Annotated in this window: 14 protein-coding genes; 6 read left to right on the forward strand and 8 right to left on the reverse strand. The window is 65.1% G+C overall.

Annotation, left to right across the window (positions count from 1 at the left end; all coding sequences use genetic code 11):
• Positions 1-411 precede the first annotated feature (411 nt).
• The 6 genes from ACN0SE_RS14260 to ACN0SE_RS14285 all read left to right on the forward strand — a co-directional run bounded on the left by ACN0SE_RS14260 (position 412) and on the right by ACN0SE_RS14285 (position 4,323).
• Positions 412-1,023: a ribonuclease D gene (locus ACN0SE_RS14260; RefSeq protein WP_417525199.1), complete on the forward strand. Its 612-nt coding sequence runs from the start codon at positions 412-414 to the stop codon at positions 1,021-1,023.
• A gap of 67 nt (positions 1,024-1,090) precedes the next feature.
• Positions 1,091-1,714, forward strand: a complete 624-nt coding sequence (locus ACN0SE_RS14265) for a hypothetical protein (RefSeq protein WP_417525200.1) — start codon at positions 1,091-1,093, stop codon at positions 1,712-1,714.
• The gene (locus ACN0SE_RS14270; protein ID WP_417525201.1) at positions 1,711-2,205 is read left to right on the forward strand and encodes an LptA/OstA family protein; all 495 of its coding nucleotides are present in this window, start codon (positions 1,711-1,713) and stop codon (positions 2,203-2,205) included. Before ACN0SE_RS14265 ends, ACN0SE_RS14270 begins: the two co-directional genes overlap by 4 nt.
• A 1-nt stretch (position 2,206) precedes the next feature.
• On the forward strand, positions 2,207-2,965 hold the full coding sequence (lptB, locus tag ACN0SE_RS14275; protein WP_417525202.1) for an LPS export ABC transporter ATP-binding protein: 759 nt from the start codon (positions 2,207-2,209) through the stop codon (positions 2,963-2,965).
• Between the two features lie 281 nt (positions 2,966-3,246).
• Positions 3,247-3,819: a ribosome hibernation-promoting factor, HPF/YfiA family gene (hpf, locus tag ACN0SE_RS14280; RefSeq protein ID WP_417525203.1), complete on the forward strand. Its 573-nt coding sequence runs from the start codon at positions 3,247-3,249 to the stop codon at positions 3,817-3,819.
• A 39-nt stretch (positions 3,820-3,858) separates the two neighbouring features.
• The gene (locus tag ACN0SE_RS14285; protein ID WP_417525204.1) at positions 3,859-4,323 is read left to right on the forward strand and encodes a PTS sugar transporter subunit IIA; all 465 of its coding nucleotides are present in this window, start codon (positions 3,859-3,861) and stop codon (positions 4,321-4,323) included.
• 39 nt (positions 4,324-4,362) lie between these two features.
• Here ACN0SE_RS14285 and ACN0SE_RS14290 read toward each other — a convergent pair whose 3' ends face one another.
• From ACN0SE_RS14290 to cysQ, 8 genes are all read right to left on the reverse strand, one after another.
• Positions 4,363-5,772, reverse strand: coding sequence for a nodulation protein NodH (locus tag ACN0SE_RS14290; RefSeq protein ID WP_417525205.1), 1,410 nt, complete (start codon positions 5,770-5,772; stop codon positions 4,363-4,365).
• 5 nt (positions 5,773-5,777) lie between these two features.
• On the reverse strand, positions 5,778-7,478 hold the full coding sequence (locus ACN0SE_RS14295; protein WP_417525206.1) for a beta-1,6-N-acetylglucosaminyltransferase: 1,701 nt from the start codon (positions 7,476-7,478) through the stop codon (positions 5,778-5,780).
• Positions 7,475-8,485: a glycosyltransferase family 2 protein gene (locus tag ACN0SE_RS14300; protein ID WP_417525207.1), complete on the reverse strand. Its 1,011-nt coding sequence runs from the start codon at positions 8,483-8,485 to the stop codon at positions 7,475-7,477. Before ACN0SE_RS14300 ends, ACN0SE_RS14295 begins: the two co-directional genes overlap by 4 nt.
• 43 nt (positions 8,486-8,528) lie before the next feature.
• The gene (locus tag ACN0SE_RS14305; protein ID WP_417525208.1) at positions 8,529-9,650 is read right to left on the reverse strand and encodes a glycosyltransferase family 4 protein; all 1,122 of its coding nucleotides are present in this window, start codon (positions 9,648-9,650) and stop codon (positions 8,529-8,531) included.
• A gap of 55 nt (positions 9,651-9,705) precedes the next feature.
• Positions 9,706-10,695, reverse strand: a complete 990-nt coding sequence (gene galE / locus ACN0SE_RS14310) for a UDP-glucose 4-epimerase GalE (protein WP_417525209.1) — start codon at positions 10,693-10,695, stop codon at positions 9,706-9,708.
• Positions 10,696-10,698: 3 nt separating this feature from the next.
• Positions 10,699-11,592: a UTP--glucose-1-phosphate uridylyltransferase GalU gene (gene galU, locus ACN0SE_RS14315; RefSeq protein WP_417525210.1), complete on the reverse strand. Its 894-nt coding sequence runs from the start codon at positions 11,590-11,592 to the stop codon at positions 10,699-10,701.
• Positions 11,593-11,666: 74 nt separating this feature from the next.
• The gene (locus tag ACN0SE_RS14320) at positions 11,667-12,905 is read right to left on the reverse strand and encodes a glycosyltransferase family 2 protein (RefSeq protein ID WP_417525211.1); all 1,239 of its coding nucleotides are present in this window, start codon (positions 12,903-12,905) and stop codon (positions 11,667-11,669) included.
• Positions 12,906-12,908: 3 nt separating this feature from the next.
• Positions 12,909-13,706: a 3'(2'),5'-bisphosphate nucleotidase CysQ gene (gene cysQ, locus ACN0SE_RS14325; RefSeq protein ID WP_417525212.1), complete on the reverse strand. Its 798-nt coding sequence runs from the start codon at positions 13,704-13,706 to the stop codon at positions 12,909-12,911.
• Positions 13,707-13,732: the final 26 nt, after the last annotated feature.

Below are 13,732 nucleotides of genomic sequence, written 5' to 3' on the forward strand. Positions count from 1 at the left end.
GTGTTGACAATGCAGCTGGATTTGTGTGGCACAACACCCCGTGGAAACAGTGAAGCGCCTAGTATATCGTTATTTTTCCCGGTTCCGGGGTCGGATTTTCCGCTCTTTCCCCTTGCCAGCCGTCCTGGTCACGGGTCTCGGACGGGGTGTCCGGCCTTTCAAAGGTGAGGTATCGCACATATTCTGACGCGAAGCAGCATCGAATTTGCCCGGGACTCCGCCCAATAATTCTTTGTGATGCACGCACCACTCTTCTTATGAGAGTGGTCAATCCGCCGGTTTTGCGGAGATTGGTTCCGGTATCGCCTTGCAATCATGGCAGTGATTCGACCGTCGCGCCCCTGCCAGCGTTGCAAGGCCGCGGCCAAACCACTATTGCCATGGGGAAATCCAACCATGGGGTCCGGCGGCATGGCACATCATCTCTATCAGCGCGATCTGCCGGAGGGGCTCGACCTGGGGCCGGTGGTCGCCATCGATTGCGAGACCATGGGCCTGCAGCCGCATCGCGACCGGCTTTGCGTCGTGCAGATGTCCTCGGGCGACGGCACCGCGCACCTGGTGCAGATCGAAAAAGGCCAGTCCGAGGCGCCGAACCTCTGCCGCATGCTGGCCGATCCGCAGGTGCTCAAGCTCTTTCACTTCGGCCGCTTCGACATTGCCGCGCTCTACAACGCCTTCGGCACCCTGGCCGCGCCGGTCTATTGCACCAAGATCGCCAGCAAGCTGGTGCGCACCTACACCGACCGGCACGGGCTCAAGCATCTGCTGCAGGAATTGCTGAGCGTCGACATCTCGAAGCAGCAACAGATGAGCGACTGGGGCGCGGCGGAGCTGACAAGGGCGCAGATCGACTATGCCGCGTCGGACGTGCTCTACCTGCACCGGCTGCGCTCGGTGCTGGATGAGCGGCTGGCGCGCGAGGATCGGGTGGCGCTGTCGCAATCCTGTTTCGACTTCCTGCCGGCGCGGGCCCGGCTGGATCTCGCCGGTTGGCCCGATCAGGATATCTTTGCGCACTAAGCGCGTTGCACCCCGCGGCAGCGCACCTAGATTGAGTTCAGCTGCTAATGAAAGGCCGCCCATGGCCGTGACCGAGACATTTCATTCCACGGTGGTCGCAGGGCTCAAGGTGCTTCTGCCGCTGACGGCGGTCGGCCTGCTGGCAACCATCTTCCTGCTGTCGCGCGGCGGGTCGGATCAGCCGGAGCTCACCTTCTTTCAGGATGCCTCGGAAATCCCCGAGCGGGACACCGTGACCGCGCCCTATTACACCGGCAGCACGCCCGAGGGGCACGCCGTGTCGATCACTGCCGCCAGCGCTCAGCCGATGGCCGACGATCCGGCCGGAGTGCTGGCCGACGGGCTGAAGGCCAGCTTCCGCCTGACCGACGGCTCGCGGATCAACATCACCGCCGATCAGGCCGGGGTGAATGAACCGGCCGACCGCATGTCGCTGACCGGCGGCGTGGTGATCGACAGCTCGATCGGCTACCTGCTCGAGACGCCGGGGCTGCAATCGGCGCTGCGCGCGGTCAATGTCGACGCGCCCGACGGGGTGACCGGCACCAGCCCGATCGGCGATCTCAGCGCCGGCGCCCTGCGCATTCGCGACACAGGCCGCGAAGGCGAAGTGCAAATGTTTTTCACAAAGGGCGTTAAGCTGGTATATCAGCCGGCAAAAGAGCCCCCCGAGGAAGGTGAAACCCCATGACCCCCAAACGTTTGCTCTCGGTCGTGCTGCTGTCGCTGCTGCCGGTCGCGGCCCTGGCGCAGGGCGCCCAGGTGGGCTTTGGCGCGCTTCAGGCCGACCCGGATGCGCCGGTCGAGGTCACCGCCGAGAACCTGACCGTCAACCAGAACGACGGCACCGCGCTCTTTACCGGTGACGTGATCGTCGGGCAGGGCGAAATGCGGCTGTCGGCCCCGCGGGTGCTGGTGGTCTATGCCGAGGACCGTTCGGCCATCGCCCGGCTCGAGGCGCGCGGCGGGGTGACGCTGGTGTCTGGCGAAGAGGCCGCCGAGGGCGACAGCGCCGATTACGATGTCGAGGCCGGGATCATCGAGATGACCGGCAACGTGCTGCTGACCCAGGGCGGCTCGGCCCTGACCGCCGACAAGATGGTCGCCGACATCAAGGCCGGCACGGCGCGGATGACCGGCCGGGTCAAGACCGTGCTGCAAAGCTCGGGTGCCAGCGACTGACATGACCGCCCCAGATCTGACTTTGACCGAAGGCTCCGCCGGGCTGCGCATCGATCACTTGCGCAAGAGCTACCGTAAGAAGGTGGTGATCCGCGATGTCAGCATGGAGCTGCAGCGCGGCGAGGTGGTGGCGCTGCTCGGTCCCAACGGCTCTGGCAAGACGACGACCTTCTACTCGGTGGCCGGTCTGGTCTTTCCCGAAGGCGGCAAGGTGACGATCGACGGCCAGGACGTGACCACCATGCCGATGTATCGCCGCGCCAAGCTGGGGATCGGCTATCTGCCGCAGGAGATGTCGATCTTTCGCGGCATGAGCGTCGAGGACAACATCCGCGCGATCCTCGACATTGCCGTGCGCGACGGCCGGCGGCGGCGCGAGCGGCTCGAAGAGCTGCTGGGCGAGTTTCACATCGAACACCTGCGCCGCGCCCCGGCGCTGGCGCTGTCGGGCGGGGAACGCCGCCGGGTCGAGATTGCCCGCTGTCTTGCGGCCGAGCCCAAGTACCTGCTGCTCGACGAACCCTTTGCCGGCGTCGACCCGATCTCGGTCGGCGACATTCGCGGGCTGGTGTCGGACCTGTCGAACCGCGGCATCGGCGTGCTGATCACCGATCACAACGTCCGCGAAACGCTTGAGATCGTCGACCGCGCCTACATCCTGCACGACGGCACGGTGCTGATGTCGGGCACCCCGGAAGAGGTGGTCGAGAACGAAAACGTCCGGCGCGTCTACCTCGGCGACCAGTTCCGGATTTCCTGAGCCGTGCCATCGCCTTGGCCGCGCGCCTGCTGACAGTCTGTTTACCGTTCCGGCAACTAATCTTGTGACAAATCATTGACAGACGCCCGCGCTCTGTCCTCAAATGGGGGCATGACGCTTGAGTGGCTTGCCTTGGACAGAGTCGCGGTTCCGGTTTCGGGATGGGTCTACATGTACAGGCACCTCTTTGCGTCAGACCTCCGAGATGGTGAGTGGAAGCGTTCGGCTGCCCCCGGCAGCCGTGGCGTGACGCGTCACCGGAACAATAAGAAGGACGCAAGATGCGCTATCAAATCACCGGCAAACAAATCGACATCGGCGCGGCCCTGCAGACCCACGTGCAGGACGGGTTGGGCGGTGTCGTGCAGAAATACGCCGAACGGCCGACCGATGCGAATGTCGTGTTTTCCAAGGCCGCGCATGAATACGTCTGCGAGGCCACGGTGCATCTGTCAACCGGCCTCACCGCACAGGCCAAGGCGCATGCCACTGAAATCTATGCAGCTTTCGAAAGCTGCTGTGACAAGATGGAGAAGCAGCTCCGCCGCTACAAGCGTCGCCTGAAGGACCACCACAAGGACCGGACCGAGCCCGTTGAAACATTCGGCGCTTCATCGTATATCCTCGCCAGCGACGTGCAGGATGCGGATTCGGAGCCGGAGAGCCTCCAGCCGATGATCGTCGCAGAGATGAAGACGGATATCCCCGCGCTGACTGTCGGGGAGGCCGTGATGCAGATGGAACTTGCGGGCGCACCGGTTCTGGTGTTTCGGAGCGAAAAGAAGGGTCTGAACGTCGTGTATCGGCGGGATGATGGAAATATCGGCTGGATTGAACCGCAAGAGCAGGCCTAGGTCTGCGGTCTGGTCGGCAATGGGATTACAGGCAGTATTATGGAACTTTCAGATTTGCTGAAACCCGAGGCAATCCGGGTCAATACCGGGTGCACGAGCAAGAAGCGTTTGATGCATGATGTCGCTGATCTGGCCCATGCCGCGTACAACATCGACTCCAGCATCGCCTTCGAGGCGCTGCTGGAGCGGGAATCCCTCGGCCCCACGGGCGTCGGCCATGGCGTTGCCCTGCCGCATGCGCGGATTTCCGGGCTCGAGACCTGCGCCGGTGTCTTCCTGCTGCTGGAAAAGCCGATCGACTTCGATTCGGTTGATCGCCAGCCGGTCGACATCGTCTTCGGCCTGTTCGCGCCCGAGGATGCCGGTGTCGAACACCTCAAGGCGCTGGCCCGCGTCTCGCGCCTGCTGCGCGATCCGGCGGTCTGCACCAAGCTGCGCGCCAACCAGAGCATCGTGACGCTCTACACCATCCTCACCGAGGAAGAGGCGATGAAGGCCGCCTGAGCGGCCTGCGCGCCCGTAGGGTGGGTCTGTGACCCACCGCTACCGCCAATCCCCAAACCCCAGCATCAGGTAATCCCGCGGATAGGCCGCCCGCGCCAGCGCTTCGAGCTCTGCGTCGTAGATCTCCGACAGCGCAAAAGGCGCGTCCGCTGCCGCGCTCGGCACTGCAGGCGCGCTCACCCCGACCTGGGCCGCCAACCGCGCCAGCCCCTCGGCCATCTCCTCTTCGCGCAGCACCAGGTCCGGCAGGCAGAGATCGCCCATGCCCTGCAGCAGCCCGCTCTGGCTGGCCCAATTCGGGTCGATCCGCAGGTTGGTCTGCCCGGCCAGGTTGGCGCGCAGGAACTCGAGAAAGCCGGCAAAGGCCCGCCGGTGGGTGGCAAGGTCATAAGACGCGTCAGGCCAGCTCTCGGGCAGCGGCAGGTCGTGGCGATTGACCAGCACCCGGCGGATGCGGCCAAAGGCCTGCGGCCCCTTGGCAAGGATGCGGTGGCAGAAGACGTGATGCGCCCGCGCCAGCGGGTGGCGCAGCACGGTGAAGCGGCGGTGGCCGGCATTGCGCCGCAGCCATTGCCGCAGGCCCTTCTGGTTGAAGTCACGCTTCAACTCGCCGCCGAGTGCCGCCAGCCAGTCGCAGACCGCGTCTTCCGGCCCGCCCTTGATCGGCATGTAAAGCAGCGGCGCCGCACCGGAGGCCACATAGCCCGGCACCGCCGCGCCGCGCCGCGGCTCGAAATTCGGGGTGCGCGACAGGTCGAAGCGGTCGAGCCGTGCCAGCGCCTGCTCCATTTCCTCGAAGTTCTCGACCTTGTCGGAAATCGGCGCCGGGTTCTGGCGCTTTAGGTTGTGATCGAAGCTCTCCAGCGGCGTGGCGCAGCCCAGCCAGCGCGCCAGCCCGTTCATCACGTCGAGGTCCTGCACATCCTCGTAGGCCACGTAGAACGCCGTCTGCCCGCGCTTCTGCAACCCGTTGAGCAGACGCACCTGAAAGCCCTGCAGCGCCTCGAGATGGGCCTCGAAATCGGCCGTGTCGAAGGTCGCCTTGGCGTCCTTGCGGCGCGAGACATTGGTCAGCTTCCACTGGTCGGTCTTCTGCGCGATCTTCCAGCTGACATAGCTGTCGACCGGGTTGCGGGTCAGCACGATCTTGGCAATGCGCGGATCGTCGAGCAGCGGCTCGAGGATGCGCGGATCGTGATCGTGGAAGTAGCGAAACCCCGCCAGCCCCTCGGCGCCGCGAATGCGGCCCAGCAGCGCCAGCGGATCGGCGTCGCGCGTGGCGCGGTCGATCCCGAGGATCTCGGTCGAATTGGGGTAGCCGATGAAATGCGGGTTGAAGGCCTCTCCCAGGCAGGAAATGCCCTCAAAGAGATTCAAATTGGCTTCAAGCAGGTTTGAGCCGGTGCGCATTTCGGCAAAGACCACGAAGGCATCGAAATTCTGGGCCATATGGCTCATCTCACAAGATAGGGTTTCGGGGTGCGTGGACGTTGTCCCAACTGCCGGCCTTCGACCGGGAAATCACCCATCAGGTAGGGGTGCATCCCCTGGTTCTTCAGGTTCTGCAGGAACTGGCCAAAGCCGGTCAGGTCGCGCATCTTCGGCACCTCGGCCAGCCGCCGCGGATTGCGCGCGCCGATCTCGTCGATGATGCTTTGCAGCGGCTCCATCGGCGCCTCGATGAACTCGGCCATGGTCCAGATGCGGATATGCGCCTTGGCATAGGGCGAGCGATAGGCATCGAGCGAGTCCGCCTCGATCTTCTGCAGCTTGGCGGCGGCGCGGCGGATGGTGGCGAAATCGAGGTTGGAGTTGAACAGCGGCACCGCCCAGGCGCCGGACACCACGGAAATCTGCGCGTTGGGGTCCTTGGCGATGTTCCAGGTCACCCCGTCCTGGGTGTCATGTGGCCCGAACTGAAAGCATTGCCGCTCGCCCCGGGTGTTCCAGACCAGGTTGGTGAGAAAGGCCCAGGGGTTGGCGTCGCGGATCTCCGCGCTCGACGACAGCCCGCCCTGGATCACCTCTTCGCCCTCGGCAAATTCGGCCTGTTCCGGTGCGAACAGATGGCCATGCACCCGGGTGCCGGTGGCCCGCGCCAGCCAGGGCTCGAAATCCTCGAACAGCTCGGTAAAGCCCTGAAACACCGAATAGGGCCCGGCGGTCATGCCGTTTTCCCAGTTCTCGTTGGGAAAGCGCGAATGCATGTAGAGCCCGGGCCGGCCGCGCGTCCGCCGATCCACCGCCTTGGCAAAGATCCGGTCGATCTTGCCGGGGTTGGGCTCGGTCCGGCTCATGGCGCCGGCGCGGTCGGTCAGGAAGGAGTGATACAGAAGGTCGGCATGCGGCCAGATCTTGCGCGCGACAAAGCAGTCCGAGCGGCGCAAGAGCTGCAGGTGATCGTCGTAGAAGATATGCGGCTTGCCCTGGAAATCGAACTTCGACAGCGTCAGCGACCGGCTCTCCAGCTCGCGCGAATAAAGCCGCGCGAGCGTCTGGTAATAGCTCTCATCGGGGATCCAGACCCGGCGGAAGAAGTTGTCATAGATCATCCGGTCCGGGTCCTGCAGGATCGCGCTCAGGGTCTGCCGGGTCAGGCACCACCACTGGCTGCCCATATGCGGGCGCAACCCGTTGGGGATGTGCCGCTTGATCCCCACCAGCCGCTGCAGCTGCACGAACTTGTCGAACAGAAAGCGATGCTGCCGCCAGGAGAACGGGAAATGCAGGGTGAACCGCTCCTGGTCGAGCCCGCCGACCGTCCAGGGCACGTCCATCGTCGTGGCGCTTTCGATGAAGTCGGTGCGCGGGCGGGCGGCAAGGTAATCGATCAGCTCTTCGACCGGCCGCAGTGGCAGGCAGGAGCCTGACGCAAGGTAGACATGCTGCACGTCGGGATATTCGGCCAGCATCTTCTCCGCCGCCGACTGGCTGGCGGCGACGATACCCCAGGTGCCCCATTCACAGCGGTAGCGGCGGGAAAAGCGGATGTGATCGACATCGGCCACCGCCTCGGCGAAGGCCTTGTAGAGCCGGGCGGGCACGTTGCGATCCACATGGATGACCACCGGACAGCCGGCATTGGCCCAGTGCCGCGCCACCTGTTCCGCCCGTTTGAAGGCGGTGTGCACCAGCATGACGACCCCGAGGCTCATGCCCAGTTCCCCTTGGACATTAGCCCGAGGATCTCGAGCTGGCGCCAGTTGATGTAGCGCTCTGACCATTTGCACCAGAGATCGGGGTTCTCCTCCAGCGTCCTGGCATAGGCCTTGTATTCGACCGAGCCGGAGTAATGCTGCTTGCGCTCCAGCTCTTCCGCCGCCTTGGCGGTGAAGGTGTCGAGGAACTTGGTATGAAGCAGGATGCCGCTGGCCTTCTCCCCGCCCCATTCGTCATAGACGAGGTTGAGCCCGCGCGGCAGCAGCATGTGGGTCGAGCTGACATAGGTGTAGCGCCGGTCCCATTTGACCAGCGGTATCTTGTTGAGCGCTGGCGCCTTTTCCGGCAGCTCGGGAAAGAACACCCGACGCCGCGGCCCGCCCTGAATCCACAGGTTGCCGAAGCGGCGGTTGCGGCTGATGGTGTAATTGCCGCTGTCGAACCAGCAGGCGATCTCCAGCGGGTTGTCCCCCGGCAGATAGGGCTGCGCGTTGATCGGCCCCTTGGGATACATGTCGAGCAGCATCGCCGAGAACGACCGGATCGACGAGGCATCGAGCCAGTCGGTCAGCGCCCGCAGCGGCCGGGTGTCGCAGAAGGGAAACAGGAAGAACTCATCGGGATCGACGGTCAGCGCCCAATGGCCATGGGCATGTTTGCGCGCCAGCCAGTTCAGCCAGTCGACCCCGAAGCGCGAACGTTTGTAGCTGCCGTCGGTGCGCCAGAGCGAAACGTCGGGCTGTTCGGCGAGATATGCGTCGGAACCGTCGTCGCTGCCGTTGTCGACCATCAGGAAGTGGTTGATGCCGAGATCGCGGTAGTAGCGCAGGAAATAGGGCAGGCGCACATGTTCGTTGCGCAGGGTCGAGAACAACAACAGGTCACCGGGCCGGATCCTGTCGGTCCGGTCGGCGGTGGCCCGCAGCTCCCGCGACTTGCGCAGGGCGCGGATGCGCCAGCGCTTGCGCTGAAGCCTGAGGCTGTATGATTGCCAGGCGCCCAATCCTGATCCTCTGTTAACCTTCCGGAACGCCCCTCAATCGGTATCAGCGCTGTCTTAAGACAATGTTGAAATGCCTGTCCCAGGTTGGCGGGTCATAAGGGGGCACCGGCGGTCTCTGCTCTTGAAGTTGTTCGATTTTCTGGCGCCAAGAATAGATGTCTTGCGGCGGCAGGTAAATGGGTATGTCATCCAGCGACTCGCGATAGACCGCGAGGTCGGAGACCACCACAGGCACCCCCAGCGCCGCCGCTTCGACCGGTGGCAGGCCGTAGCCCTCGGCCAGGCTGGGAAAGAGCAGCCCGCGTGACCGGACCAGCAGCGCCGCGATCTCGGCGTCGCTCAGCCCGGGGCGTTCCTGCACCAGCGGGTTGCCGGCGTCGAGCCTGGCAAAGACCGCGTCATTGTTCCAGCCGCGCCCGCCACAGAGCAGCAGATGCGGGCCGTCGCGGCCCTCGGCGGCAAACTGGTCCCAGATGTCGAGCAGAAGCGCGTGGTTCTTGCGCGGCTCGATGGTGCCGACACAGACAAAGAACGGCCCTGGCGGCAGGGTGGCAGGGGCCGGGCCGGGGGTGACGGTTTCGATCCCCAAGGGGGCCACGATGCCGTCGGGAATGTTGCCGAAGGCCTCCATATGGCGCTGGCAGTCGGCGAGGGTGGCGCTGGAATTGCAGATGATCAGATCGGCGGATTGCGCTGTGCGGCCGAGGAAGTGCTTGAACTTGCGCAGGGTTTCGGGCCGCTGGTACTGCGGAAAGTCCAAGGGGATGGTGTCATGCACCAGCACGGCGATCTGCGCCCCGGGCACGGCTCGCCAGCCCGCAATCACCCGTTCGGTCAGGTTGGAATGGCCGGTGTTGTAATAGATCGTGCCCGCCGGCAGATGCCGCGCCAGCATTGCACCCAGCCGCCAGGGCAGGGCGCGCGCCAGGGCGGCGCGGCGCAGGTCGGCCTCGGCCCGGCGGCGCATCTCGGCGCCCTTGGTGACGCGGCCCAGAAGGTCGAGCGGCCCCCAGGCCTCCTTGCGGGCGCGGCGCAGGATGTCCTGCGCCCCCGCCTGCGACAGCAGCACATAGCCCAGCCGCGTGCGGGCCAGCGCAAACAGAGGCACCGGGTCCGCCAGCAGCGCCCGCAGATAGGCAAATTCGACGCGATCCACGCCGGTCATGGGGCGGCCAGCCCTGCGGATCAGCCGCGTGATGTCGAGACAGCGGGCGGGCGGGCTATTTTTCGTAGTGGCCGCTCTGGTGCCAGCGCCAGGCATCGCGGATCATCGCCTCCAGGTTGGATCGCTTCGGGGTCCAGCCCAGTTCTTGCACGGCGCGGGTCGATCCGGAAACCAGTTTCGTCGCATCGCCGCCACGTCGCGCGCCGATCTCGTGCGGGACCTCGCGGTTGGTGACGGCCTTGGAATGGGCAATCACCTCGAACACCGAAAAGCCCGAGCCGGTGCCGAGGTTGAACACCCGGCTCTCCTTGCCCTCTTCGAGCCATTTCAGCCCCAGCACATGGGCATCCACCAGATCGCAGACATGCACGTAATCGCGGATGCAGGTGCCGTCGGGCGTGTCGTAATCGGTGCCGAAGACGGTCAGCGCGGCGCGCTTGCCGTCGATCGCATCGAGCATCAGCGGGATCAGGTGGGTCTCGGGCCGGTGGTACTCACCGACCTCGCCCTCGGGATCGGCGCCGGCGACGTTGAAGTAGCGGAAGATCACGTGGCGCAGCCCATAGCTCGCGCCGAAATCCGCCAGCATGTCCTCGATCGCGCGCTTGGACTTGCCGTAGGAGTTCAGCGGCATCTGCGCCGAGCTTTCGTCGAGCACAACGTTGTCCTGGTCGCCGTAGGTGGCACAGGTCGAGGAGAAGACGAAATCGAGGCAGCCGGCATCCACCGCCGCCTCGATCAGGTTGAGCGAGCCGGCGACATTGTTGCGCCAGTAGAGCCCGGGGTTCGACATCGCCTCGCCCACCAGGCTGAGAGCGGCGAAATGCATCACCGCCAGCGGCCTGTACTCGGCAAAGACCTCGTCCAGCCGGGCGCGGTCGAGCAGGTCGCCGCGCGCCAGCGGCCCGAACTTCACCGCCTCTTCCCAGCCGGTCGAGATATTGTCGAAGGTGACGGGGGTGTAGCCCGCGTCGCGCAGCGCCTTGCAGGCATGCGAGCCGATGTAACCGGCACCGCCGGTGACGAGGATATTGCCTTTGGTCATGGGTTACTGCGCCGCCTGATCCACGGCCATCAGCTGTTGCAGGTAGCCGTGCAGGTCATCGCGCAGCTCTTCGCGCGCCAGACCGAAGGCCACGGTCGCCTGCAGGAACCCCGCCTTGGAGCCGCAGTCGAAACGCTGGCCCTTGAAGCGCATGCCAAAGACGTTGCGGCCCTCGGTGATTTCCTGCGCGATGGCGTCGGTCAGCTGGATCTCTCCGCCGGCGCCCTGCTTCATCTTGTTGAGGTTGCGCAGCACGTCGGGCGTCAGGATGTAGCGCCCGATGACGGCGAGGTTCGACGGCGCCTCGTCGGCCTTGGGCTTTTCGACCATGCCCTTGACCGAGACCAGATCGCCCATCTCTTCCTTGACGTCGAGCACGCCGTAAGACGAGGTCTTCTCATGCGGCACTTCCATCGCCGCCACCATCGAGCCGCCATTCTCCTGATAGGCTTCGACCATTTGCTGCAGGCAGGGCTTTTCCGCCGCGATCACGTCGTCGGGCAGCATCACCGCAAAGGGCTCGTTGCCGATCAACCGCCGCGCGCACCAGACCGCGTGGCCGAGACCCAGCGCCTTGTGCTGGCGGATATAGGCAATCGCGCCGCTTTCCATGTTGGTGGATTTCAGGATCTCAAGAAGCTCGGTCTTGCCGCTCTTGCGCAGCTCGTTCTCGAGTTGCGGGGCGAGATCGAAGTAATCCTCGAGCGCACCCTTGCCGCGGGAGGTGACAAAGATGAACTCCTTGATCCCGGCGGCGCGGGCCTCGTCAATCGCGTACTGGATGAGCGGTCGGTCGACCAAGGTCATGATTTCCTTCGGCACCGACTTGGTGGCCGGCAGAAACCGGGTGCCGAGACCGGCAACGGGAAAAATCGCTTTTGTAACCTTGGTACGCATAAATGCCCTCAAATTCTCACGGGTTTCTAAAATATCTACACCAGTCCTACCCGATTCCAAACTGGCAATACGATTCACGACTCGCCGGTCAAACCCCTTTCGCGGCGGATGCGTGATATTTCAGCATCGCACTTCCGGCGCAGACGGCGCAGGGTGAAAAAGGGCTCGGATCGCTCCGATTTGCCGAACTGGCCGCCGCTGTGCTCCCAGAAGCCGGCGGGCGAGAAATGCACTTTGGCATAGGCCGGTGTCAGCGAAAAGATCATCGCGGTCGAGACGTGACCGGCGGCGGCGTCATGCGCGGCCTGTCGGCGCAGGCGCGCGCGGTGCCACCAGCGGCCGCAGGACAGCTTCGGTCGCAGCGCCGGGCGCTTTGGCAGCGGCGCAAAGGGCGCGGCGGCATGGGGCAGGGCGGGCAGGGGCGCGGGCAGGCGTGTGCCGCCCCCGGTAAAGCCGGCATGGAGCCGCGCCAACAGCCGGCGAACGTCGCGCGGCTCGAGCCTGCCGGCTACCATGTGCCGCAGGAGCCGTCCCCGCTGTTCCTCGGCAAAGCGCGCCTGTCGCGGCGCCCGCTCTGCCGCGGGACAATGGCGCAGCAGGAACGCCGCCAGGCTGGCGCCGATCTCGAAGAGATCGCGCGGCACCCGGTCGGCGCGGCGGCGGGCGCTTTCGGCAAAGCCGTGGTGCACCACCGCCAGCGGCACAAGCGCGCTGGCATGCCCGGCGCGGGCCAGTCGCAGGTTCACGTCGGTCTCGTCGAGAAAGAAGCGAAAGGCCGGGTCGAAGCCGCCGATCTCGGCAATCACATCGCGGCGAAAGGCCATGTTTGTGCCTTCGGTCTTGATCGCGCGCTCGGGTTTCGGATGCAGCACCACCGGCCGGTCGCCGTCCAGCGGCAGCTCATGCCGTTCGCCGCAACCGTCCACCCAGGCACCGCGCCATTGCCAGGAGATGCCGTTGCGCCCGCGCACGTAGCCGCCGGCCGCCGCGACCTCTTCGTCGTCGAAGACCGCCGCCAGATGCGTCAGCCAGGTCGGCTCCGGCACCGCGTCGTCATCGACAAAGGCCACCACCTCGCCCGCCGCCAGCCCGAGGCCGATGTTGCGCGCGAGGCTGATGTTTTCCGCGTCGCAGGGCGCGGTCTTGATCCCCAACGCCAGCGGCAGTTCCTGCAGCATGGCGAGGCTGTGGCGGTCGGCGACCACCACCACCTCGAACGCCGGATACAGCAGCTGGCGCACCCCGGTCAGGCACCGTTTCAGCGCGGCCTCGCGACCGTGCGACACGATGACGACGCTGACCGGGCGGGTCACGGCTCAGCCTTCCTTCAGCTCGACCGTCGGGGCATAGGCGATGAAGAACGGGTTGGCATAGCCGTCCTTGCCATAGGCCAGGGGGCTGTGATCGTCGAAACGCACCACCTTGCCGCCGGCACCGTTCAGCACCGCATGACCGGCGGCGGTGTCCCATTCCATGGTGCGGCCGAGCCGCGGATAGAGGTCGGCCTCGCCGCTGGCCACCAGACAGAACTTGAGCGAAGAACCGGCGCTCTTCATGTCGGCGACCTCGTACTGGCCGATGTAATCATCGGTCGCCTGATCGCGGTGCGATTTCGACGCCACCACCAGCAGCGCGGAATTGTCGGCCTCGCGCACCTTCATCGGTGTGGTCTCGCCGGCGGCCTCCTTGAGGAAGGGACCGGCCTCTTCCATCGCGTTGCCCATGGCCGAGGTGTAGAACAGCCGTTCGCGCGCCGGCGCATAGACCACGCCGCGCACCGGCACACCGCTTTCGACATAGGCGATGTTGACGGTGAAATCGCCGCGCCGGTTGATGAATTCCTTGGTGCCGTCGAGCGGATCGACGATCAGGAAGGTATCGGCGCGGGTGTCATGGCTGTCGGCCTGCTCTTCTGTGATCAGCGGCACATCGGGAAAGGCCTCTCTCAGACCGGCCGAGATCAGCGCGTCGGCGGCCTCGTCGGCGGCGGTGACCGGGCTCAGATCGGACTTGGTCTTCACCTCGAAATCGTCGGCGTTGTAGATCTCCATGATCGCGTCGCCCGCCTCGAGCGCCAGCCGCCGCATCACTTTCGTCAGAGTATCGTAATTCATTCTGGCTCCTTGCGCGGATCGCGCGG

The sequence above is a fragment of the Marinovum sp. genome (assembly GCF_048263515.1).
Taxonomy (GTDB): domain Bacteria; phylum Pseudomonadota; class Alphaproteobacteria; order Rhodobacterales; family Rhodobacteraceae; genus Marinovum.